The 23019-nt window shown below is 71.4% G+C and carries 19 protein-coding genes; 6 read left to right on the top strand and 13 right to left on the bottom strand.

The window, feature by feature from the left end:
• The coding region (locus ACH47Z_RS17010; protein ID WP_399074248.1) for a maltotransferase domain-containing protein at positions 1–807 on the bottom strand (807 nt) is incomplete at its 3' end.
• A gap of 354 nt (positions 808–1161) precedes the next feature.
• Between ACH47Z_RS17010 and ACH47Z_RS17015 the strand changes: the two genes are divergently transcribed.
• Complete coding sequence (locus ACH47Z_RS17015; protein ID WP_399074250.1) at positions 1162–3780, top strand: glycosyltransferase family 1 protein; 2619 nt, start codon at positions 1162–1164, stop codon at positions 3778–3780.
• Positions 3781–3808: 28 nt separating this feature from the next.
• Here ACH47Z_RS17015 and ACH47Z_RS17020 read toward each other — a convergent pair whose 3' ends face one another.
• The 3 genes from ACH47Z_RS17020 to ACH47Z_RS17030 form a co-directional block, all read right to left on the bottom strand.
• Positions 3809–4114, bottom strand: a complete 306-nt coding sequence (locus ACH47Z_RS17020; RefSeq protein WP_399074252.1) for a hypothetical protein — start codon at positions 4112–4114, stop codon at positions 3809–3811.
• Positions 4115–4210: 96 nt separating this feature from the next.
• Entirely contained in the window at positions 4211–4408 is a 198-nt protein-coding gene (locus tag ACH47Z_RS17025) for a DUF397 domain-containing protein (protein WP_399074254.1), read from the bottom strand.
• 9 nt (positions 4409–4417) lie between these two features.
• On the bottom strand, positions 4418–5269 hold the full coding sequence (locus tag ACH47Z_RS17030; protein WP_399074256.1) for a helix-turn-helix domain-containing protein: 852 nt from the start codon (positions 5267–5269) through the stop codon (positions 4418–4420).
• A gap of 205 nt (positions 5270–5474) precedes the next feature.
• Here ACH47Z_RS17030 and ACH47Z_RS17035 point away from each other — a divergent pair, with 205 nt between their 5' ends.
• Positions 5475–5879, top strand: a complete 405-nt coding sequence (locus ACH47Z_RS17035; protein ID WP_399074258.1) for an ATP-binding protein — start codon at positions 5475–5477, stop codon at positions 5877–5879.
• Between the two features lie 374 nt (positions 5880–6253).
• Here the strand turns inward: ACH47Z_RS17035 and ACH47Z_RS17040 are convergent, their stop codons facing one another.
• From ACH47Z_RS17040 to ACH47Z_RS17080, 9 genes are all read right to left on the bottom strand, one after another.
• Positions 6254–6775: a DUF1990 domain-containing protein gene (locus tag ACH47Z_RS17040; protein WP_399074260.1), complete on the bottom strand. Its 522-nt coding sequence runs from the start codon at positions 6773–6775 to the stop codon at positions 6254–6256.
• Positions 6776–6846: 71 nt separating this feature from the next.
• On the bottom strand, positions 6847–8493 hold the full coding sequence (locus ACH47Z_RS17045; RefSeq protein ID WP_399074262.1) for a M4 family metallopeptidase: 1647 nt from the start codon (positions 8491–8493) through the stop codon (positions 6847–6849).
• 251 nt (positions 8494–8744) lie between these two features.
• Positions 8745–10808, bottom strand: a complete 2064-nt coding sequence (locus ACH47Z_RS17050; protein WP_399074264.1) for a M4 family metallopeptidase — start codon at positions 10806–10808, stop codon at positions 8745–8747.
• 285 nt (positions 10809–11093) lie between these two features.
• Positions 11094–12854, bottom strand: coding sequence for an ABC transporter ATP-binding protein (locus tag ACH47Z_RS17055; RefSeq protein ID WP_399074266.1), 1761 nt, complete (start codon positions 12852–12854; stop codon positions 11094–11096).
• 2 nt (positions 12855–12856) lie between these two features.
• The gene (locus ACH47Z_RS17060) at positions 12857–14596 is read right to left on the bottom strand and encodes an ABC transporter ATP-binding protein (protein ID WP_399074268.1); all 1740 of its coding nucleotides are present in this window, start codon (positions 14594–14596) and stop codon (positions 12857–12859) included.
• Positions 14597–14729: 133 nt separating this feature from the next.
• Entirely contained in the window at positions 14730–15275 is a 546-nt protein-coding gene (locus ACH47Z_RS17065) for a DUF4303 domain-containing protein (RefSeq protein WP_399074270.1), read from the bottom strand.
• A gap of 10 nt (positions 15276–15285) precedes the next feature.
• Positions 15286–15582, bottom strand: a complete 297-nt coding sequence (locus tag ACH47Z_RS17070; RefSeq protein ID WP_399074272.1) for a hypothetical protein — start codon at positions 15580–15582, stop codon at positions 15286–15288.
• 36 nt (positions 15583–15618) lie between these two features.
• Positions 15619–17493: an ABC transporter ATP-binding protein gene (locus tag ACH47Z_RS17075; protein ID WP_399074274.1), complete on the bottom strand. Its 1875-nt coding sequence runs from the start codon at positions 17491–17493 to the stop codon at positions 15619–15621.
• Positions 17490–19283: an ABC transporter ATP-binding protein gene (locus ACH47Z_RS17080; protein ID WP_399074276.1), complete on the bottom strand. Its 1794-nt coding sequence runs from the start codon at positions 19281–19283 to the stop codon at positions 17490–17492. Before ACH47Z_RS17080 ends, ACH47Z_RS17075 begins: the two co-directional genes overlap by 4 nt.
• A 174-nt stretch (positions 19284–19457) precedes the next feature.
• On the opposite strand from ACH47Z_RS17080, the gene ACH47Z_RS17085 reads away from it, so the two are divergent.
• From ACH47Z_RS17085 to ACH47Z_RS17100, 4 genes are read left to right on the top strand one after another with little or no spacing between them, the layout of a single operon-like run.
• Positions 19458–20378: an ABC transporter ATP-binding protein gene (locus tag ACH47Z_RS17085; RefSeq protein WP_399074278.1), complete on the top strand. Its 921-nt coding sequence runs from the start codon at positions 19458–19460 to the stop codon at positions 20376–20378.
• Positions 20375–21109 (top strand): ABC transporter permease, encoded by a 735-nt coding sequence (locus tag ACH47Z_RS17090; RefSeq protein WP_399074280.1) that lies wholly within the window; start codon positions 20375–20377, stop codon positions 21107–21109. The genes ACH47Z_RS17085 and ACH47Z_RS17090 overlap by 4 nt, the downstream gene beginning before the upstream one ends.
• A gap of 25 nt (positions 21110–21134) precedes the next feature.
• Positions 21135–22385, top strand: coding sequence for a sensor histidine kinase (locus ACH47Z_RS17095; RefSeq protein ID WP_399074282.1), 1251 nt, complete (start codon positions 21135–21137; stop codon positions 22383–22385).
• Positions 22375–23019 carry a response regulator gene (locus ACH47Z_RS17100; protein WP_399074284.1) on the top strand — a complete coding sequence of 215 codons (645 nt, stop codon included), beginning with the start codon at positions 22375–22377 and terminating at the stop codon, positions 23017–23019. The genes ACH47Z_RS17095 and ACH47Z_RS17100 overlap by 11 nt, the downstream gene beginning before the upstream one ends.

Raw genomic sequence — 23019 nt, forward strand, 5'->3', positions numbered from 1 at the left:
GGTGCCGTGGGGCTGCTCCGGGGTGCCCTCGGAGCGCGGGAAGAACTCGTACCAGGAGCCGTACAGGGCCCGCTCCCGCTCCACCAGCAACGGCAACGTATCCGAGGCGGTGACCAGTTCCCGCAGGGGATGGCGGGCCAGAAGCGCCTGCACCTCCCCCGAGAGCGCGGCTTTCAGACGCTCGGTCACCGAGAGGGTGTCGTCGCGCAGGGCCGCCACCGCCTTGCGAAGGAGGGACCGGCGCGTGTGGGGCACTCCGGCGGCGGCGCGCTCGTACAGCCGGGCGCCCTCCTCCAGGACGAGTTCGGTGTCGATGCCCGCCGGGATCTTGATGCCGGCGTGGTGCCGCCACGTGGCGACCGGGTCGGACCAGGCCTCCACGGTGTACGTCCAGCGGCCGGGCGCACCGGCGGTGACGGTGGCACCCCAGCGGTCGGTGCCCGGGGCGAGTTCCCGCATGGGCGCCCAGGGTCCGGGGCGGCCCTTGGGATCACGCAGGACCACGTTCGCCGCGACGGCGTCGTGCCCCTCCCGGAAGACGGTGGCCGACACCTCGAACGACTCACCGGTCACCGCTTTGGCCGGCCTGCGCCCGTGCTGGACCACGGGACGGACGTCGAGGACGGGGATGCGGCCGAAAGTGGTGGTGTCCGGCTGCGGCGACCCCCTCTTGCCGTCCTTCCCGGCGCGGGGTTTTACGGGTTTTTTGGCCGCCGCCTTCTTTCCTGCTGCCGGGGCCTTGCTGCTTGTCGAGGGTGCTGTCGGGGACGGCTTCGGGGGTGGTGACGAGTGGTGCGTGGCGGGCATGACCGCTCCTGTCCGCGTCAACGTGGGTGTGGGCGGAGGGATGTGGGGAGGTGGGTCCTGCAGGGTGCTGTGCGGGTTGCTGCGGGGTGCTGTGGTGCGTCTGTGGGGTGTGTACCGGAGGAGCCTTCCCACCGTGCTCGGGTGGGCAATCCGGCACTTTGTTAACTACTCACGCGTATGTCCACCCACAAGACCGGCCCCCTTTTCTCCAGCTGCCCGACGACCGTCTCTCCACACCCCGACACCCCTACCCCGGTACGTCCCCACCGACCGCGCGGTAACCACTACCGTCGAGGGTGACGACGAGACGTACAGCGCCGTACGTCTCCCCCGCGACGCGTCCGAGGTGGCTGTGTGAAGGCGATCCGTCGGTTCACCGTCCGTCCCGTACTCCCCGAACCTCTCCGGCCGCTGAGCGACCTGGCGCGAAATCTGCGCTGGTCCTGGCATGCGGAAACGCGCGACCTGTTCCAGTCCGTCGACCCGGAGGCCTGGGCCGCCGCCCAGCAGGATCCGGTACGGCTGCTGGGCCGGGTGCGGCCGGCGCGGCTGGCCCAGCTGGCCGGGGACCGGCGGTTCCTGCGTCGGCTGACCGCCGTGGCCGACGATCTCGACGACTATCTGACCGGGGACCGCTGGTACCAGGCACAGGCGGACGGACTGCCCGCCGCCGTCGCCTACTTCTCCCCGGAGTTCGGCATCACGGCCGCCCTGCCCCAGTACTCCGGCGGCCTCGGCATCCTCGCCGGCGACCATCTCAAGGCCGCCAGCGACCTGGGCGTACCCCTGATCGGTGTCGGTCTCCTCTACCGGCACGGCTACTTCCGGCAGACCCTGTCCCGCGACGGCTGGCAGCAGGAGCACTACCCGGTGCTCGACCCCAACGAGCTGCCCCTGACCCAGCTGAAGGAGTCCGACGGCGGGCCGGCACAGGTCTCGCTCGCGCTGCCCGGCGGCAAGGCGCTGCACGCCCGGATCTGGCTCGCCCAGGTCGGCCGGGTGCCGCTGCTGATGCTCGACTCCGACGTGGAGGAGAACGACCTCGGCGAACGCGGGGTGACCGACCGGCTCTACGGCGGCGGCAGCGAGCACCGGCTGCTGCAGGAGATGCTGCTCGGAATAGGGGGTGTGCGGGCGGTGCGGACGTACTGCCGGCTCACCGGACACCCGGAGCCCGAGGTGTTCCACACCAATGAGGGGCACGCGGGCTTCCTGGGACTGGAGCGGATCGCCGAACTGAGTGCCGATGGACTGGACTTCGACGCGGCACTGGAGGCGGTGCGCGGTGGCACGGTGTTCACCACGCACACTCCCGTCCCGGCCGGTATCGACCGCTTCGACCGGGAGCTGGTGGGCCGCCACTTCGGGCCGGAGGCCGAACTCCCCGGTATCGACGTGCAGCGGATTCTGGCGCTGGGCATGGAGACGTACCCGGGCGGCGAGCCGAACCTGTTCAACATGGCCGTGATGGGGCTGCGGCTGGCCCAGCGGGCCAACGGGGTGTCGCTGCTGCACGGGCAGGTCAGCCGGGGCATGTTCGCGGGCCTGTGGCCGGGATTCGACTCGGACGAGGTGCCGATCACCTCCGTGACCAACGGGGTGCACGCCCCGACCTGGGTGGCCCCGGAGGTGCTGCGGCTCGGCGCCCGCGAGGTCGGCGCCCAGCGGGCCGAGGACGCGCTGACGGTGGGCGGCTCGGAGCGCTGGGACTCCGTCGCCGACATCCCGGACCAGGAGATCTGGGAGCTGCGCCGCACCCTGCGCGAGCGGCTGGTGCTGGAGGTGCGGGAGCGGCTGCGCGCGTCCTGGCGCCAACGAGGTGCTGGAGAAGCGGAGTTGGGCTGGATCGACGGCGTCCTCGACCCGGACGTGCTGACGATCGGCTTCGCCCGCCGGGTCCCGTCGTACAAACGCCTGACCCTGATGCTGCGCGACCGCGACCGCCTGATGGAGCTGCTCCTGCACCCCGAGCACCCGGTGCAGATCGTGGTGGCGGGCAAGGCGCACCCGGCGGACGACAGCGGCAAGCGGCTGGTGCAGGAGCTGGTGCGCTTCGCCGACGACCCGAGGGTCCGCCACCGCATCGTCTTCCTGCCCGACTACGGCATGGCGATGGCGCAGAAGCTCTACCCCGGCTGTGATATCTGGCTGAACAACCCCCTGCGCCCCCTGGAGGCGTGCGGCACTTCGGGCATGAAGGCGGCCCTGAACGGCTGCCTGAACCTCTCCGTGCTGGACGGCTGGTGGGACGAGTGGTTCCAGCCGGACTTCGGCTGGGCCATCCCGACGGCGGACGGCGCGGGCACCGACGCCGACCGGCGGGACGACATCGAGGCGGCGGCGCTGTACGACCTCCTGGAACAGCGGATCACCCCCCGCTTCTACGAGCGCGGCCGCGCCGGCCTGCCCGACCGCTGGATCCAGATGGTCCGCCAGACCCTCACCCTGTTGGGCCCGAAGGTGCTGGCGGGCCGGATGGTCCGTGAATACGTGGAGCGCCTCTACGCCCCCGCCGCCCAGGCGCACCGCGCCCTCACCCCGGACACGGCTCGCGAACTGGCCGCCTGGAAGACCCGGGTCCGGGGGGCCTGGCCCAGGGTGAGCGTGGACCACGTGGAGACGACGGCGACGACGGCCACGGCGGAACTGGGCACGACGGTGGGGCTGCGCGTCCGGGTGGCGCTGGGTGATCTCACCCCGGACGACGTGGAGGTCCAGGCGGTCTCCGGCCGGGTGGACGCGGAGGACCGCATCACGGACGCGACGGTGGTCCCCCTGAAGCCGACGGGCACACCGGATCTGGAGGGCCGCCTGCTGTACGAGGGCCCGCTCTCGCTGGACCGCACGGGCCCGTACGGCTACACGGTCCGCGTCCTGCCCGCACACCGCCTGTTGGCCTCGGCCGCGGAGCCGGGGCTGGTGGCGGTGCCGGTGGGGGATGTGGTGGAGGGGGCGGGGGTGTTGTTGCGGTAGGTGTCCAGCCGAGGACGGCTGTTCTGCGCTACGGCACGAGCAGGTGCAGGCCGGAGCAGTCGTCCCCGTCGGCCGGGTCCGGGGTGTACAGCCAGTAGACGGTCGTGAGCAGTCCGAGCGTCAACAGCGGGCCGAGCACGGCCGACACCAGCACGAGTCCCCGCTGTTCGGTGCGGGGGAGGGTGGCGAACGCCAGCAGGGCGCCGAGGGTGCAGGCGAGACCGGACCACGAGGTGACGTACATGCGCGTCGAGGGCGCCAGGTACTTGCAGTTCTGGTATGTGTCGGAGCTGAAGGCCAGGTGCGCGACGAGCGGACCGGCCGAGACAGCCATCAGCAGCGGGACGAGCAGCGCGCGTCGGCGTCGGGTGGATACCCCCTTCCAGACTGACGTTCTGGTACGGGTCGGTGTGCTGGGTGAGCGGCGCGACTACTGGGCTCCGGTTGCTGTCTTCAGCGCTTCGACGAAGAGGATGAACGAACCGGCTGGGAAGGCGAGGGTGGCTCGGGCCGGGGCCTTTGAGTCACGGATGGCTATGTGGGTGTCGAAGTCAGCGACTTCGACGCATGTGTTGCCATCGCCTCCGCCGGAGTACGACGATTTGCGCCAGCGGATGGCCTGGTTCATGCGGGCGCCTCACAGTTCCTTCGTCAAGCGGTGGATGAAGTCCCGTGACTCCACGGGCGGCAGTGCTGCTCTCTCCACCTTATGGAGCAGGGCCCGGTAGCGCGCCAGCTGGGATTCGGCATCGATGAAGGCGGTGCCGTGCGGAGCGTCACGCAGTACGGTGTCCAGCCGGGGAAGTGTGCCGCCCACGTACATCATCTCGATCCCGGCACCGGCAAACCCCTCTCCTGCGAACGGGATGACACGCACTGTGGCGTGCTCGCATTCGATCGTCCGCAGGATTTCCTGGAGTTGAGCACGAGCGGTGCTGCGGTCGGACACCAGGATGCGCAGCGCCGCCTCGTGGATGATCGTCTCGTACGGGACGGGCACCTTGCGCTCGAGTACGGACCTGCGTTTGATCCGGTGTTCGATCCGGGGTTTCAGTTCGCTCTCCGGAAGCTCCGGCACCATGTAACCGAAGACGGCACGGGCGTAGTCGGGGGTTTGCAGCAGTCCGGGCACATGGGTAGTGACGACCTCACGCAGAAACGCCCCGTGGTGCTCCGTCTCGGCGACGTCCAGAAACACTGGTGGAAGCACTCCCCGGTACTCCTCCCACCAGCCTTGCGCGCGTTCTCTGGCCATCGCGACCAGGGCCTCGATGAACGCGCCGTCAGCGCAGGCGTAGTGCGCTGCCAGCCGCCGTACCCGTTCCTCGCTGACGCCGGCGAGGCCCGCCTCGACCTGGCTCATCTGAGCCGACGTCGAACTGAGCAACCCCGCCACCTCGCGGGCTTTCAGGCCTGCGGCTTCCCGCAGTCTGCGTAGCTCGGTGCCCAGGCGTACCTGCCGTGCTGTGGGTTGGCTTCTCGGCGCCATCGCCCCTCCGCCTTCAACCGCCGTGCTGTCGTGCCTCGTTCGGGCGTCAGATTACGCGACCCGCTTGCGTGAGGAAAAATTTTTGCTCAACCGTCGGTGACGTATCGCACACGCTGCGGAAGCGCACTGCTCCGTCGTGCCATGGCGGCTGCGGCATTGCCACCGCGCGTGAGAACCGCTTCTCAGCCACTGGAGTTGATGACGCATGGCCGAAACCTGGGACTACACGCTGTACATCCCGAATGATCTGAGAGCCGTCACCGTCTGCCGTCGGACCCTGCGCCTGATCCTGACCCTGCACGGGCTCATCGGCCTGGTGGACACGGCGGAGCTGCTGGCGGCGGAACTCGTCTCCAACGCCGTACGGCACACGAAGGGGTCGGCTGCGCTGAGGGTACGTCGTACGGCGGAGGGGGTGGTGTGGATCGGGGCGTGGGATACCGACCCGGCGCCGCCGGATCTGCCGCGGTCGCTGGAGGAGGTCGCGGAGTCGGAGGACGGACGGAGGCTGGGGCTGGTCTCGGCCTGTGCGCAGCTGTGGGGGTGGCAGCCCTCGGCCCGGTTCGGGGACCGGGGTAAGTATGTGTGGTGTGAGCTGGGGGTGGTATAGAGGGAAGCCGAGTAAAGGAGAAACTGCTCCCGCTCCGCCGCGCTCCACTCCTGCGTCGACTGATATTGATGGCCCTCCGGGCCACCCCAGACTCGCCTTCCCTCGGCGGCGTTGCATAGAGGCGCCAAACAGGCCCTGGTCAGCGCGTTCGTACCTTTCAGCGCTGTCAGGGCCTTTCCTGTTTCCGACTCGAAACTCTTGAGGCTGTCTTAGGGTGATTGATGAGGTTGTCTCGTCTCGCCCACCAAAGCTACCGTTCGCCGCGCGACGAGCAAGCTGCCTTCACGCGTTGTCGACAGCAACGCGGTACAGGAGTCAGCGGAGCAGGTTGGCGGGATACCTACCCCCGCCGTGAACGAGCACCGCCCGTCAGGTCACTCCTCCGACAACCCCTCGCACAGCCTCTTCAGCACCGTCCCGCACCGCCGTGCGTACGCGTGCTGGAAGCCGCGCGTCGCCGGGCCGCCGGCCTTCGCGTACCACTTGGCCGGTTTGCTGAACGCGGCCACCGTCAGCCAGACCGTGCCGTCGCCCGTGCGGTCGACGACGAAGGCCTCCTCGCCGCATTCGGGGTGGCCTGGCAGGGTGCCGTAGGCCCAGCCGGCGCGGCGGGGTTGCTCCACCGTCCAGATGATGCGGCAGGGGGCCTTCAGCAGGCCTGCCAGGGTGACCGTGACGTCCACGCCGGGTGCCGCGCGGTCGGCCGTGGCGTCGATGCCCACGCCCATCGCGCGGTGCATCTCCCAGGTCAGGACCGCATCGGCGGCGCGGTGGAAGAGTTTCGGGCCCTCGCCGAGGCGGGTGCGGACGAAGAGGGGGCGGAAGCCGGGCGGGCAGAACGTCAGGTCGTCGCGGGTCGCGCCGGCCGGCTCGTAGGTGAAGGGCGCCGAGGACATGGGTCACAAGGGTAGGCGGCACCCGGATGATCCTCCTACCGGGTGCCGCCTTCGTCTCGACTACGGGTGGGTCAGCTGACGTTGACCGCCGACCAGGCCGCGGCCACTGCCTTGTACTCGGTGCTGCTGGAGCCGTACAGGTCGGCCGCCGCCGACAGGGTGCCCGCGCGGGCGCCCGAGTAGTCGGTGGTCGACGTGAAGTACGTGGTCAGCGCCTTGTACCAGATCTGCAGCGCCTTGGCGCGGCCGATGCCGGTGACCGTGGAGCCGTTGGACGTCGGAGAGTTGTACGAGACGCCGTTGATCGTCTTCGAACCGCTGCCCTCCGCCAGGAGGTAGAAGAAGTGGTTCGCGACGCCCGACGAGTAGTGGACGTCCAGGTTGCCGACCGACGAGGACCAGTAGTCGGCGCTGCCGCCGTCCTTGCTGGGCTGGTCGAAGTAGCGCAGCGGGGTGCCGTCGCCGTTGATGTTGATCTTCTCGCCGATGAGGTAGTCACCGGGGTCGGAGGCGTTGTTGGCGTAGAACTCCACGCCGACGCCGCCGAGGATGTCGGAGGTCGCCTCGTTCAGACCACCGGACTCGCCGCTGTAGTCGAGGCCCGCGGTGTTGGCGGTGACGCCGTGGGTCATCTCGTGGCCGGCCACGTCGAGCGAGGTCAGCGGGTCGGCGTTGCCGCTGCCGTCGCCGTAGGTCATGCAGAAGCAGCTGTCGTCCCAGAAGGCGTTCACGTACGAGCTGCCGTAGTGGACGCGGGAGTAGGCGGCCTTGCCGTCGTTCTTGATGCCGCTGCGGCCGAAGGTGTTCTTGTAGTAGTCCCAGGTCTCCTGCGCGCCGTAGGCGGCGTCGGCGGCGGCCGTCTGGTTGCTGGAGGAGGTGGAGGCGGTGCCGGTGCCGAAGGTGCTGGTCGAGTTGGTGACCAGGGTGCCGGTGCCGGACGTCTTGCGGGCCAGGTTGTACGTCTTGTGGCCGCCGCGCGCGGTGTCGTACAGCTGGTACGTCGAGCCCGACAGGTTGACGTTGAGGCTGACCGTGCCCGAGTACAGCGTCTTGCCGGTGCCGGTCGCGTTCTCCACGCCCTGGTACTCGAAGAGCTTCTTGCCCGTCGCGGCGTCGGTGATGACGTGCAGCTGGTTCGGGGTGCCGTCGTCCTGGAGGCCGCCGACGATCGTCTCGTAGGCGAGGACGGGCTTGCCGGAGCCGGCCCAGATCACCTTGCGCGCGCCGTCCGCGGTGGACTGGGCGGAGCCGAGGGTCTTGGCGGCGGCCACCGCCTGCTTCTCGGCCTTGGCGGGGGTGATCTGCGGCGTGAGCGAGGCCACCTTGATGGTGGCGTTGGTCGCCTTGGTGATGCCCTCGGTCCTGCCCGACTTCGCGGTGTGGACGACGAGGTCGCCGCCGAGCACCGGCAGGCCCGCGTAGGTGCGCTCGTAGCGGGTGTGGACGGTGCCGTCGACGTCCTTGACGACGTCCTTGACGATCAGCTGCTCCTTGGCGCCGAGGCCTATCTTCTGGGCGGTCTCGGTCGCGTTCGCCTGCGCCTGCTGGATCAGCGAGGTGTGGGCGGCGGCGGACAGCGCGGCCGGGGTGGCGGCGAGGGGGGTCTTGCTCGCGGCCGTGGCGCTGGGGGTCAGACCCGTGGAGAGCAGGGCTCCGGCGGCGACAGCGGTGGCGACGGCCAGAGTGGTGCGCTTGTGACGCGCATAGAGGGGGCTCACTCAAAGCTCCTTCTGGTGGGGAGTCCGGGCGGCGTGGGGTTACCTGCCCGGCTGTGTGGGGTTGTGAAGTCGTGGTGCTGCTGCGGCGGGTGGAGAGAGAGTGACATCAGGGGCGCGTACATGTCAGGACCCTGAAGTGATGTTGGCCGGAAATCGACAACCAGGGAAACATTGCAGGCAGATGAACCGGGGCCGTCCGAGGGTGCCGGACCCCCGGACGGCGCCGTGTTCCCAGGCCCGCTAACCGCGGCTTACGGGAACGTCAGCTTCCAGTCGTTGAGCGTGCCCGTGTCCTGCGCGGCTTGATCCTGCACCCTCAACTTCCACGTTCCGTTGGCCGTTTCGGCCGAGGCGTTGACCGTGTAGGTGGTCTTCACGTTGTCGGCCGAGTCGGACGAGCTGAAGTTCTTCAGCCGGTACGCGGTGCCGGACGGACCGATGAGGTCGATCACCAGGTCGCCCCGCCAGGTGTGCGTGATGTCGACGCCCACCTGAAGGTTGCTCGGCGCGTTCCCGGTCCGGTCGGAGACGGTGATGCTGGAGCTGACGGCGGGCCCGTTGTCCGGGATCGCCACCGACGTGTTGTTGTCGTACGTCGAGCCGGTGCCGCCGCCGCCTCCGCCGCCACCGGAGCGCGAACCGACGTTGACCGCCGCCCAGGCGTCCTGCACCGCCGCGTACTCGGTGCTGGAGGTGCCGTACAGCTCGCCGGCCGCCGCGAGGGTGCCGGTGCGGGCGCCCGCGTAGTCGGTGGTGGAGGTGAACTTGGTGGTCAGCGCCCGGTACCAGATCTGCAGCGCCTTGTCCCGGCCGATGCCGGTGACCGCAAGCCCGTCCGAGGTGGGCGAGTTGTAGCTGACGCCGTTGATGACCTTGGCGCCGCTGCCCTCGCTCAGCAGGTAGAAGAAGTGGTTGGCGATGCCCGACGAGTAGTGCACGTCGAGGCCGCCCACGCCCGAGTACCAGGAGTCGGCGGAGCTGCCGTCCTTGCTGGGCTTGTCCATGTAGCGCAGCGGGGTGCCGTCGCCGTTGATGTTGATCTTCTCGCCGATGAGGTAGTCACCGACGTCCTTGCTGTTGTTGGCGTAGAACTCCACGCCGGTGCCCATGATGTCGCTGGTCGCCTCGTTCAGACCGCCGGACTCGTCGCTGTAGTTCAGGCCGGCGGTGTTGGAGGTGACGCCGTGGCTCATCTCGTGCCCCGCGACGTCCAGCGAGGTCAGCGGGTCGGCGTTGTTCGAGCCGTCGCCGTACGTCATGCAGAAGCAGCTGTCGTCCCAGAACGCGTTCACGTACGCGTTGCCGTAGTGGACGCGGGAGTAGGCGGCGGTGCCGTCGTTCTTGATGCCGCTGCGGCCGAAGGTGTTCTTGTAGAAGTCCCAGGTCTCCTGCGCGCCGTAGGCGGCGTCGGCGCCCGCGGTGGCGGCGTTGGACGTGGTGCCGTTGCCCCAGGTGTCGTTGCTCTGCGAGAACAGCGTGCCGGTGCCGGAGCTGCCGTGGTTCAGGTTGTACGTCTTGTGGCCGCCGCGCGTGCCGTCGGTCAGCGTGTACGTCGAGCCCGACTGGGTCGTGGACAGCGTGACCTGCCCGCTGTACTGGGTGTTGCCGATGCCGGTCTCGATGCCCTGGTGCTCGTAGAGCTTCTTGCCGGTGACCGCGTCGGTGATGACGTGCAGCTGGTTCGGGGTGCCGTCGTCCTGGAGGCCGCCGACGATGGTCTCGTAGGCGAGGACGGGCTTGCCGGTCGCCGCCCAGATCACCTTGCGGATACCGGACGCGGCCGACTTGGTGCCGCCGCGCGCCTTCGCCCGCTGTACGGCCTGCTTCTCGGCCGCGGCCGTCGACACCTTCGGGGTGAGACCGGCGACCTTGACCGTGGCGTTCGTGGCCCGGATGACGTCCATGGTCTTGCCGGACAGGCTGTCCACGACCAGGTCACCGCCGAGGACGGGCAGACCGGCGTACGTCCGCTCGTACCGGGTGTGCAGCGTGCCGTCGGCGTCCTTGACGGCGTCCTTGACGATCAGCTTCTCCTGGCCGCCGAGGCCGATCGAGCGCGCCGTGGCCGCCTTCGTGGCGTCGGCGTCGCGGATCAGCTCGGCGCGCTGCGAGGGCGAGAGCTTCAGCGCCATGTGCGCCGGGATCGCCTTGCCGGGCTGCGGCTTGGCCGCCGGTGCGGCACTGGCCGCGCCCGTCTGTACGGCGGCGGCGATCAGCGCGGCGACACCGGCCAGGGCGAGGGTGGCGGTACGGCCGTGCGTGGTGCGGTGCTGCGGGGTGTGGGAGGTGCGTCCGCGAGAGGAATTGCGTCTCAACACTGACTCCTTCTGCATGGCCGCGGGTCGCGCGGCCAGGGGAGACCGGACGGTGGGTTGGGGCGTCCGGGCAGAGCAGGACGTGCGCGGAACCACGTGCGGGCCGGCTCAGCGAGAGCACGTGAAGGCGTGGGGTTGCTGTGAGTCGGCCAGGGAAGAGTGGCAGGGGAGCGGTGTGCCTGTCAGGACCGCGTCACAAACTTGGCCGGAAAACGGTCCGTTGACCGGATGTTCAAGTTCGGTATGCGGACCGTTGGATGGGGAACGTATGCGCGGGCGAGGGGCTCACGTCTCCCCGGCCGTGTCCCCGTGCCATGTCCGCCACAGTGCCGCGTAGGCCCCGTCGGCCGTCACCAGCTCCTCATGTGTGCCCAGTTCCGTCAGGCGGCCGTTCTCCATGACCGCCACGCGGTCGGCGTCGTGGGCGGTGTGGAGGCGGTGGGCGATGGCGATGACCGTGCGGCCCTCGAGGACGGCGGCGAGGGCGCGTTCGGTGTGGCGGGCCGTGGTGGGGTCCAGCAGGGCCGTCGCCTCGTCCAGGATCAGGGTGTGCGGGTCGGCCAACACCACGCGGGCCAGGGCGAGTTGCTGCGCCTGGGAGCCGTCGGTGGCCGTAGCGCCCGTACCCAGCCGGGTGTCCAGCCCCGCCGGCAGCTCACGCACCCACTCGTCGGCGCCCACCGCGGCGAGCGCCGCCCACAGGTCCTCGTCCGTGGCCTCCGGTTCGGCGATGAGGAGGTTGTCGCGGACCGTGCCGAGGAAGACGTGGTGTTCCTGCGTGACCAGCACCACCTGGCGGCGCAGCAGCTCCGGCTCCAGTTCGGCGACCGGCACCCCGCCCACCGTCACCGCGCCGGACCCGGGCCGGTCGATGCCCGCGAGCAGCCGGCTCAGCGTCGTCTTGCCGGCGCCGGACGGGCCCACCACCGCGAGCCGTTCCCCGGGCCGTACCGTCAGGTCCACCCCGCGCAGCACCTCGCCGCCGCGCTCGTAGGCGTACCGCACGTCGCGCACGTCGATCCGGTCGTCCGTCGGCATGGGGGAGCCGGCCGCGCCGTCCCCGCGCGGCGCCTGCGCCAGCCCCTCCACCCGCGCGAACGAGGCGCCGCTGCTCTGCAGTTGCTCCACGCGCATCAGGATCTGGTCCAGCGGCTCGGTGAACTGCCGCAGGTACAGCGCCGCCGCCACCACCGCGCCCACCCCGACCGAGCCCCGCTGGTGCAGCCAGCCGCCGAGCAGCAGGATGCCCGCCACGGGCACGGTGTACGTCACCTCGACCGCCGGGAAGAACACCGTCCGCAGGAACAGCGTGTAGAAGCGGGTACGGCGGGAGGTCTCCAGCGCGTCCCGGCTCGCCGTGATCCGCCGCTGCCGCAGCCGGAACGCCTCGACCGTGCGGGCCCCGGCCGCCGTCGAGGCGACGACCTCCGCGACCTCCGAGGTGGCCGCGCCCTCGGCCAGGTAGCCGTCCCGGGCCCGCCGCAGATACCAGCGCAGCGCCAGCCAGACCGGGGTCAGCCCGAGCAGCCCGAACGCCCCGAGGAGCGGGTCCAGCGCGAACACCGCGCCCAGCACGAACAGTGCCTGCACGGAGTTGACCAGCAGGTCCGGGCCGACGTCCCGCAGTGTGCTGCCGACGGTCGCCACGTCCGCCGTACCGCGTGCGGTGAGGTCACCGGTCCCGGCCCGCTCCACCACGGACGCGGGCAGCGCCAGCACCCGCTCGACGTACTCCTCGCGCACCCGGGCCAGCGTCCGCTCCCCGAACCGGTAGCCCACGTACCGTGCCCAGCGGGCCAGCAGCACCTGCGCCAGCGAGCAGAGCAGGATCCACAGCGCGAGCCGGTCCACGGCCCCGACCCCCTGCCCGGCCCGCACGTCATCCACGATCCGCCCGACCAGCCACGGCCCGACCAGCCCGGCTCCCGCGGCCAGCGCGTTCAGCAGCAGCGCGGCACCGAACGCCCGCCCGTCGGCCCGCACCAGCCGCACCACGGCCCGGCGCACCCGCGCCCGGTCCGCGACCGGCAGCAAGCCCTCACCCACCGTCACCGTACGACCCCCTCGGCGTCCTCGGCATCCTCTGCGTTCTCGGCCTCCACGTCCCGCGCCACCAGCGCCCGATAACCCGGTTCCTCGGCCAGCAGACGCCGGTGCGGGCCGCTCGCCGCCACCTTGCCGCCCGCCAGGAACACCACCGTGTCCGCGCGGTCCAGCACCAGCGGCGACGTGGACGTCACCACCGTCGTACGGCCCTCGCGCGCCGCCCGTAGCCGCTCGGCGACCGTCGCCTCCGTGTGGGCGTCCAGGGCCGAGGTCGGTTCCACGGCGAGCAGGACCTCCGGGTCGGCGAGCAATGCCCGGGCAAGGCGCACGCGTTGGCGCTGGCCGCCCGACAGGCTGCGGCCCTGTCCGGCGACGGACGAGTCGACGCCGTCCGGCAGGCCGCGTACGACGTCCTCGGCCGCGGCGGCGTACAGCGCCCGGTGCAGGGCCCCCTCCTCGACCGCGCCCTCGGCGGCCACGACCTCCCGCAGCGGGCCCGCGAACAGGTCGGCCTCGTTGTCCGCGACCAGCACACGCGCGCGTACGTCCGCGAGCGGTACGGCATCCAGCCGCACCCCGCCCCAGGTGACGTCGGTCGGGGTGAAGCGGCCGAGCCGGTCGACCACGGCGGCGGCCTCGGCGGGCCGGGCGGCGGCGAGCGCGGTCAGCCGGCCGGGCGCGATCCGTACGCCGGACGCGGGGTCGTACAGCTCGGCCGGTCCCTCGGGCGCGGGCCGCGTGCCCTCGTCCGGCTCCGGCTCCAGCCGCAGCAGCCGTACGACCCGGCGGGCGGCCACCACGCCACGGTTCAGGTCGTAGGCCATCTGCACGAGGAACGCCACCGGCCCGATCAGCACCGCGACATAGCCGTACACCGACACCAACTGGCCGACGGTGACGCTGCCTTGGGCCGCGAGCCGGGCGGCGAGCCACGTCACCACGGCCAGGAACAGGGTGGGCAGCCCCACGCCGAGCGCCTGCACCCAGCTGGCCACCGCGCCGACCCGGTACCCCTGCGCGCGCAGCGCCTGCGAGTCCGTCCGGAAACCGTCGGCGAACAGCCCTTTGCCGCCCAGCCCGTTGAGGACGCGCAAACCCCCGGCCAGGTCCCCGATGCGCGCGGTCAGCACGCCCTGCCGCTCCCGGTACTCGCTCTCCGCGCCCTGCAGCCGCAGCGTCAGCGGTCCGGTGACCAGCGCCAGCACCGGCAGTCCGAGAAGGACGACGGCGGCCAGCGGCGCCGAGACCGTGAGCAGCAGGCCGGCCACGACCGCGTACACCACGACCGAGCCGACGCCCGGCCCCACCACGGTCAGCGCCTGTGCGACCGTCTGCACATCACCGACCCCGATGGTCACGACCTCCCCGGCCCCGGTCCGGCGCGGCAACGCGGCCCCGAGCCGCACCACATGCCCCACGACCACCTTCACCGTGCGGAAGTTGGCGTCCATCCGCACCCGGGTCATCGTGCGGTGCCGCATGATGCTCAGCCAGGCGTTCACCGCCCCGACCAGGAACATCGCCACCGTCCACGCGGCCAGCACGTCCAGCCGCCCCGGCACCAGCCCGTCGTCCACGGCCCGCGCCGTCATGTACGGCTGCGCGGCCATCAGCACCATCCACACACTGGCGAACAGCGCCCCGGCCAGCGACCGCACCGGCTGCCGCCACACCAGCCACCACAGATACCGCCACCCGCCCCTGGTGTCGGGCACACCCGGATCCTCGTACGCGTCGATCATCCGTCCCCCGATCGGCTCGGCCCCGCCCTGGGAAACGTCGAACCTATCGGGGACGGGGAGAGCGGCTCCATCGATTAACGGACGGGGCGTGCAGGCGCGCCCGGCGAGGGCCGCCCCGAAGTGAACCCCTCTCTCATGTCCGCGCCGAGGCGTCGTGGAGCCGACGGGCGAACCGTCGGGCCTGGGACGGTGGGTTGAGGCGGCGGATCCATTCCACTTCCCGTACGGGATCCTCGTGGTCCGAGACGGCGAAGACCACGACGGTGTCGGGGGCCGGGCCGAAGAGGCCCTCGGCGCGGAGCGTCTCCAGCGTCGCGACGCATGCCTCGTACACTCCCTCGCGCCAGGCGGGGAGTTCCGGGCCGCGGGCGGTCGGCGAGCGGCCGAGCAGGCGGCGGCCCAGAGGGGCGAAGTGTTCGTGGCCGACGCCTTCGAGTGCCCATTCGGCCGGGGTCCACCGGTAGTACTCGGCGTCGTCGGGGTCGCCCGCCTGGGCACGAGCGAGATGGGCTCGGGTGTTGACCGCGCAGCAGACCGAACCCGCGTCGGCATCGGAATACAGCGCGTAGCCGCAGTATTCCGCGCTCTCGGCCCCGCCCGCGACCTCCGCGAAGGCCGCACGCGCGGCAGCGAGCAGCACGGCCCGCAGCGTGCCGGGAACAGTGTCGGACTCCGGCATGACTCGGCTCCTACCTCGGCACCCGCGCGCCTGAGGGCTTCGAGAACCCGCCGTGGTCCAGGTCGGCGCGTGTCCGCAGGAACGCCAGGTACGTGGGGGCGTCCTCCGCGAAAACGTCGGGTTCGCCGCCCCTGTAGGCCCGCATCAGCTCATCCGCGGCCCGGTCGTGGTCGCCCAGCTCAACACCGCGGCGGACGTGCACGTCTCCGAGCGCGACGTAGATCCAGGTCGAGGCCGCCCAGCCACGCGGATCGCCCGGCAGCAGCCGCAGAGCTTTGACGTAGCGCACGTCGTCGGGCGGTTGCACTGTTCTCCACCTCCAGGCAGGCGCGCGGGGAAGATCCTAAGCGAGACTGTCCCGCCAGGCCCTGTGCAGGTCCGCGAAGCGGCCCGTGCCGGTGACGAGGTCGGCCGGGGGGCCGTCCTCGACGATGCGGCCGTGTTCCATGACCAGGACCCGGTCCGCGATCTCGACCGTGGACAGGCGGTGGGCGATCACGACCGCCGTACGGCCGTGCAGCACCGTGGACATGGCCCGCTGTACGGCCCGTTCGCCCGGGATGTCCAGGGAGCTGGTCGCCTCGTCCAGGATCAGGACCGCCGGGTCGGCGAGCAACGCCCGGGCGAAGGCGACCAGTTGGCGCTGGCCCGCCGAGATGCGGCCGCCGCGCTTGCGGACGTCGGTGTCGTAGCCGTCGGGCAGCGCGCTGATGAACTCGTGCGCGCCGATCGCCTTCGCCGCCCGCTCGATCTCCGCACGGCCGGCGTCGGGACGGCCGATCGCGATGTTGTCCGCGACCGTCCCGGAGAACAGGAACGCCTCCTGGGTCACCATGACCACCCCGCGCCGCAGTTCGGGCATCGGCAGCTCGCGCAGGTCCACCCCGTCCAGCAGGACGCGTCCGCCGGAGGGGTCGTAGAAGCGGGCCAGGAGCTTGGCGAGCGTGGACTTGCCCGCGCCCGTGGAGCCGACCACCGCGACCGTCTGGCCGGCCGGGAGGGTCAGGTCGAAGCGGGGCAGCACCTCGCCGCCGGTACGGTAGCCGAACCGGACCGCGTCGAAGACGACCTCCCGGCCCGGGAACTCGCCCTTCAACGGCGGGAGTTCACGGGGCGTCGTCGGCTCCGGCACCGACGGGGTCTGTGCCAGCAGGCCGGCGATCTTCTCCAGGGAGGCGGCGGCCGACTGGTAGGAGTTCAGGAACATGCCGAGCCGGTCGATCGGGTCGTACAGCCGGCGTAGGTAGAGGACCGCCGCCGCCAGTACGCCCAGCTCCAGCGAGCCCGTCGCCACCCGGTAGGCGCCCCACAGCACGATCCCCGCCACCGCCGTGTTGGCCACCAGCCGGGAGCCGACCACATAGCGGGCCATCTCCAGCAGGGCGTCGCCGTTCGTCCGCTCGTGCCGCCGGTTGAGGACCGCGAACTCGGCGTCGTTCACGGCCTCCCGGCGGAACGCGCGCACCGGGCGGATGCCGTTCATCGTCTCCACGAACTTCACGATCAGCGAGGCGATCGCGGTGGACCGGGCCCGGTACACCCGGCCCGCGCGCCGCTGGTAGCCGCGCACCAGCAGGTACAGCGGGCCGAAGGACGCCACCGCGACCGCGCCGAGACCCAGGTCCAGCCACAGCAGCAGCGCCGAGATGTAGACGAAGGACAGCACGACGGCCACCAGCTCCTGGAGCCCCTCGTTCAGCAGCTCGCGCAGCGACTCGACGTCGGTCGTGGAGCGGGAGATCAGCCGGCCCGAGGTGTAGCGCTCGTGGAAGTCGATGCTCAGCGCCTGCGCGTGCCGGAAGATCCGGCCGCGCAGATCCAGCAGGACGTCCTGGCTGACGCGGGCCGACGTCTCGATGAACGCGGCCTGCAGCCCGCCGGAGAGCAACGCGCACAGCAGATAGCCGACGGCCACCGCGATCAGCGGGCCGTGGCGGTGGTCACGGAACGCGGGTACGGCGGTGTCGATGGCGTACGCCACCAGCAGCGGGCCCGCCTGGACGGCCGCCTGCTGGAGCAGGAGGAGGACGGTGGTGAGCGCGGCTTGGGCCTTCATCGGCTCGAGCAGCGAGCGCAGGAGGGTGGCGGTGGCGCCGGGCGGGGTGGGCAGGACGTCCCGGTCGAAGGCGTCGTCCGGTCCGTCGGCCCGGTGGCCCCGGTAGTCGGGGAGTTCGTCGTCCTCGGCGGTGGGCGTGGAGGTGTCGGTGGTCGTGGTCAACGGGATTCCTCCGGTTCCCCGGACGTGAGGCCGGACATCAGATGCGCGTACTCGGCGTTGGTGCGCAGCAGTTCGTGGTGCGTGCCCACGGCGGCGATCCGGCCGCCCGAGAGCAGGGCGACCCGGTCGGCGAGCAGCACCGTGGACGGGCGGTGGGCCACGATCAGGGCGGTGGTGTCGGCCAGGACCTGGCGCAGTGCCGCCTCGACGGCCGCCTCCGTGTGCACGTCCAGGGCGGACAGCGGGTCGTCCAGCACCAGGAACTCCGGTCTGCCGACCACCGCCCGCGCCAGCGCGAGGCGCTGCCGCTGGCCACCGGACAGGCTGAGCCCCTGCTCGCCGACCCGGGTGTCGGCGCCCTGGGGGAGGGCGTGCGCGAAGTCCGCCTGGGCCACGGCCAGTGCGCGCTCCAACTCCGGCTTGCCCGCGCCCGCTCGGGCACCCATGAGGACGTTCTCGCCGACGCTCGCCGAGAAGAGGGTGGGCTCCTCGAAGGCCACGGCGACCTTGGCGCGCAGCTCGTCGCGGGGCATGGCGGTGATGTCCACTCCGTTGAGCGTGATCCGCCCGGAGGTGACCTCGTGCATCCGGGGGACCAGCGCGGTGAGCGTCGTCTTCCCGCTGCCCGTGGCGCCGACCAGGGCCATGGACTCGCCGGGGCGGATGTGCAGGTCGACGCGGGTGAGGAGGGGCGGGGAGTCGGGGGGTGCGTCGGGGTAGCGGAACTGGACGTTCTCGAAGCGGAGTCCGTCCGTGGTGGTTGCCGCTCCGGTCGTACCGCCCGTGGCCGAGCCGTCCTCCGGCGCCTCGTCCATCACCTCGAAGTACCGCTCGGTCGCCGTGGCCGCCTCCTGACTCATCGCCAGCAGGAACCCGATGGAGTCCACCGGCCACCGCAGCGCAAGGGCCGTACTCAGAAACGCCACCAGCGTCCCCGCCGACAGCCCCCCGTCGGCCACCTGCACCGCGCCCAGCACCAGCGCCACCCCGATCGCCAGCTCGGGCAGCGTGACGATGACGCCCCAGATGGCGGCCAGCAGCCGGGCCTTGCGCAGCTCCGTGCCGCGCAGGGTGACCGCCAGTTCGCGGAACGCCCGCGCCTGGCTGCGGTGGCGGCCGAAGCCCTTGATGATGCGGATGCCGAGCACGCTCTCCTCGACCACCGTCGTCAGATCGCCGACCTGGTCCTGCGCCCGCCGGGCCACCGTGGCATATCGCCGTTCGAAGACCGCGCAGGTCCACATCACGGGGATCGTGGGACCGAGGATGACCAGCCCCAGCACCCAGTCCTGGAGCAGCATGATGACCACGCCGACCAGGATGGTCACGCTGTTGACCAGCAGGAACGTCAGCGGGAAGGCCAGGAACTGGCGCAGCAGCATCAGGTCCGTGGTGGCCCGGGAGAGCAGCTGGCCCGAGGCCCAGCGGTCGTGGAAGGACACCGGGAGCCGTTGCAGATGCCCGTACAGCCCGGCCCGCATCTCCGCCTCCACGTGGGACAGCGGGCGGGCCACCAGCCACCGGCGCAGCCCGAACAGCAGTGCCTCGGCGATGCCCAGCAGGAGCAGATACAGCGCGCCGAGCCACACCCCGCCCGGGTCCCGGTCGGCGACCGGCCCGTCGACCAGCCACTTCAGGACGAGCGGGATGACCAGCCCGGTACAGGAGGCGACTATGGCGACGAAGGCCGCCGTGAACAGCCGTACGCGCACGGGGCGTACGAACGGCCACAGCCGCAGGAGAGTGCGTACGGCGGAACGGTCCTCGGTGGTTGCACGTGTCGTGGGCATCACCGCGAGCGTACGGACCGGCACTGACATCGCCCACTGAGTTTCGGCCGGACCCAGGTCCGTCGCTGGTCCTAGGACCCGGGGGGTCGTAGGCGGGCATCAACCGATCGGACGATGCCGCTTCGAGCGAGGCGGCCGATGTGGCGGACCCCGCCCGACCGGGATTCTCATGGCATGCCATCCGTCATCGAAGTCACCGATCTGCGCAAGTCGTACGGCGGCCGGGCCGTGGTCGACGGGGTCTCCTTCGCCGTCGAGGAGGGCGAGATCTTCGGGATCCTCGGCCCGAACGGCGCCGGCAAGACCACCACCGTGGAGTGCGTCGAGGGCCTGCGGGTCCCCGACGGCGGCCGGATCCGGGTCACCGGGTACGACCCCGTCGCCGACCACGAGAAGGTCGCCCGGGTGCTCGGCGCCCAGCTCCAGCAGAGCGAACTCCAGGCCAAGCTCACCGTGCGCGAGGCGCTGGAGCTGTACGCCGCGTTCTCCCCACGCCCCGCCGACTGGCGGCCGCTCGCCGAACGGCTCGGCCTGACCGACAAGCTGGGCACCCGGTTCGCGAAGCTGTCCGGCGGGCAGCAGCAGCGGCTGTTCATCGCGCTGGCGCTCGTCGGCGATCCCCGGGTCGTGGTGCTGGACGAGCTGACCACCGGCCTGGATCCGCGGGCCCGGCGCGACACCTGGCAGCTCATCGAGGACGTCCGCGCGAGCGGGGTCACCGTGCTGCTCGTCACCCACTTCATGGAGGAGGCGCAGCGGCTGTGCGACCGGATCGCCGTCATCGACCAGGGGCGCGTCGCCGCGCTGGACACCCCGGCCGGGCTCATCCGCCGCTCGGCGGGCGCCACCGTCATCAGCTTCACCCCGTCCGCGCCGCTGGACGAGCGTGACCTCGCCGCGCTGCCCGCGCTCGCCTCGGTCGAGTACAAGGACGACCGGATCACCCTGTCCGGCACCGACGAGACCGTCGACGCCGTCATCACCCTGCTCGCCCGCCACCACATCACCGCCCGCCAACTGCGCGTCGTCGACGCCACGCTGGACGACGCGTTCCTCGACCTGACCGACCACCGCACCCAGGAGGAAGCCTCGTGAACACCGCCGTACTGCGCACCGAGTTCCGGCTGTTCCGCCGCGAACCGGCCGCCGTCTTCTGGATCTTCCTGTTCCCGACCCTGCTGCTGGTGATCCTCGGCTCCATCCCGTCGTTCCGGCGGGCCGACGCGTCGATGGGCGGGCTGCGGCCGGTCGACGCCTATGTGCCCATCGCCGTACTGATCGCCCTGATCATGTCCGGAGTGCAGACGCTGCCGCAGGCCCTCACCGGCTACCGGGAGCGGGGCATCCTGCGCCGCATGGCCGTCACCCCGGTACGGCCCTCTGCCCTGCTGTCGGCGCAGATGGCCGTGCAGGGCGGGGTCGCGCTGGCCTCGGCGCTGCTCGCGCTCACGGTCGGCCGCGTCGCCTTCGACGTGACGCTGCCCGCGCAGCCGGCCGGCTATCTGCTGGCCCTGCTGCTCGCGGCGGCCGCCGCGCTCGCCCTCGGCAGCGTCGTCTCGGCGCTGTCCCGGACCACGAAGATCGCGGGCGCGATCGGCACGGCGGTGTTCTTCCCGATGATGTTCTGCGCGGGCGTGTGGATCCCGGTGCGGAACATGCCGCACGCGCTGGCCCGGGTGGTCGAGCTGACCCCGTTCGGCGCGGCGGCCCGGGCCCTGGACCAGGCCGCCGCCGGGGACTGGCCCGGCTGGGGGTATCTGGGGGTGCTGGCCGCGTGGACGGTGCTGCTCACCGGGGCCGCGGCACGCTGGTTCCGCTGGGAGTGAGCGGGCCGTGCCGGACACTGGTGGGATGACGAACGCCGCGCAACAGTCGCCCCGGGCCTCCTTCGACATATGGGGACCCTGGGCGCTGCTGGTCACCGGTGTCGTCGCGGCGGCCCTCTCCGCCCCCCTGATCCCGATGGACCGGCCCGGGACGGTCGTCTCCGCCGTACTCGTGCCCATGGGTGTCGTGCTGCAGCTGTACTGGGGAAGGGTGAAGCGGAAGCGGCCGGGCCCGAGCCGGACCGGTGTCTGGCTCTACTTCCTGCGCTGGGCCATCACCTTCGTGCTGACCTGGGCCAACCCGTTCTTCGCCTTCTACGCCGTGACCGGCTACTACACCGCGGCCCGGGAGCTGCCGCGCCGGCTGGTGATGCCCGGTCTCTTCCTGACCGCCGTCACCATGGCCGGCAGCGAGATCGGCGGCTGGCCGCCGCACGGGCTGATCCTGTGGATCGGCTTCTTCCTGGTCCTGGCCGTCAACATGGGCATGGTCAGCGTGTTCACCCGGTACGCCGAGCAGGAGCAGGCCCGCGCCGTCGTCCAGGCCGACACCATCGCCGAACTGGAGCGCACCAACACGGCGTTGCAGCAGGCCCTGGACGAGAACGCGGCCCTGCACGCCCAACTCCTCGTCCAGGCACGGGAGGCGGGCGTCGCCGACGAGCGGCGCCGACTCGCCGCCGAGATCCACGACACCATCGCCCAGGGCCTGACCGGGATCATCGCCCAGCTTCAAGTCGTGTCGAACGCACCGGACCTGACCACCGCCCGCACCCATCTGGAGCGCGCCTCCGACCTGGCCCGGCACAGCCTCGGCGAGGCCCGCCGCTCGGTGCACAATCTCGCGCCGGTCGCTCTCGCCGCCGACGGACTGCCGGAGGCGCTGAAGAAGACGGTCACGCAGTGGGGTCAACGCACCGCAATCCGCGCGGAGTTCACCGTCACGGGCACCGCCGAGCACCTGCACGACGAGGTCGCGGCGACGCTGCTGCGGATCGCCCAGGAGGCGCTGTCCAACGCGTCCCGGCACGCCCGTGCGTCCCGGGTCGGGGTGACCCTCTCCTTCATGGGCGACGAGGTCACGCTCGACATCCGCGACGACGGCACGGGCTTCGACCCGGCCGCCGTACCGCCCCGCACGCGTGCGGGCGGTTTCGGCCTCGACGGCATGCGGGCCCGCGCCGAACGCATCGCGGGCTCCCTCACCATCGAGTCCGAGCCGGGGCACGGCACGGCGGTGTCGGCTCGCGTACCGTTGGTACGCGATGACCGCTGACACCACCATTTCCCTGCTGATCGTCGACGACCACCCGGTGGTCCGCGACGGCCTGCGCGGCATGTTCGAGTCGGCGCCCGGCTTCCGGGTGCTCGGGGAGGCCGCGAGCGGCGTCGAGGCGGTGGCCCGGGCCACGGCCCTGGACCCGGACGTGATCCTGATGGACCTGCGGATGCCCGGCGGCTCGGGCGTCGACGCGATCCGCGAACTGACCGGCCGCGGCGCCCGCGCCAAGGTCCTCGTGCTGACCACCTACGACACCGACTCCGACACCCTCCCCGCGATCGAGGCGGGCGCGACCGGCTACCTGCTCAAGGACGCCCCGCGCGACGAGTTGTTCACCGCCGTGCGGGCCGCCGCCGAGGGCCGTACGGTCCTGTCCCCGGCGGTCGCCTCCCGCCTGGTCCACGCCGTCCGCACACCCCGCACCCCGGCGGGCGAACCCCTCTCGGCCCGCGAACGCGAGGTCCTGGCCCTGGTCGCCAAGGGCACGTCCAACCGCGAGATCGCCCGCGAACTCTTCATCAGCGAGGCCACGGTCAAGACCCACCTCACCCACCTCTACGCCAAACTGGGCGTCAACGACCGTGCGGCGGCGGTGGCGGTGGGGTACGACCGGGGGATCCTGGGCTGA

The sequence above is a fragment of the Streptomyces sp. NPDC020192 genome, assembly GCF_044388685.1.
GTDB lineage: Bacteria > Actinomycetota > Actinomycetes > Streptomycetales > Streptomycetaceae > Streptomyces.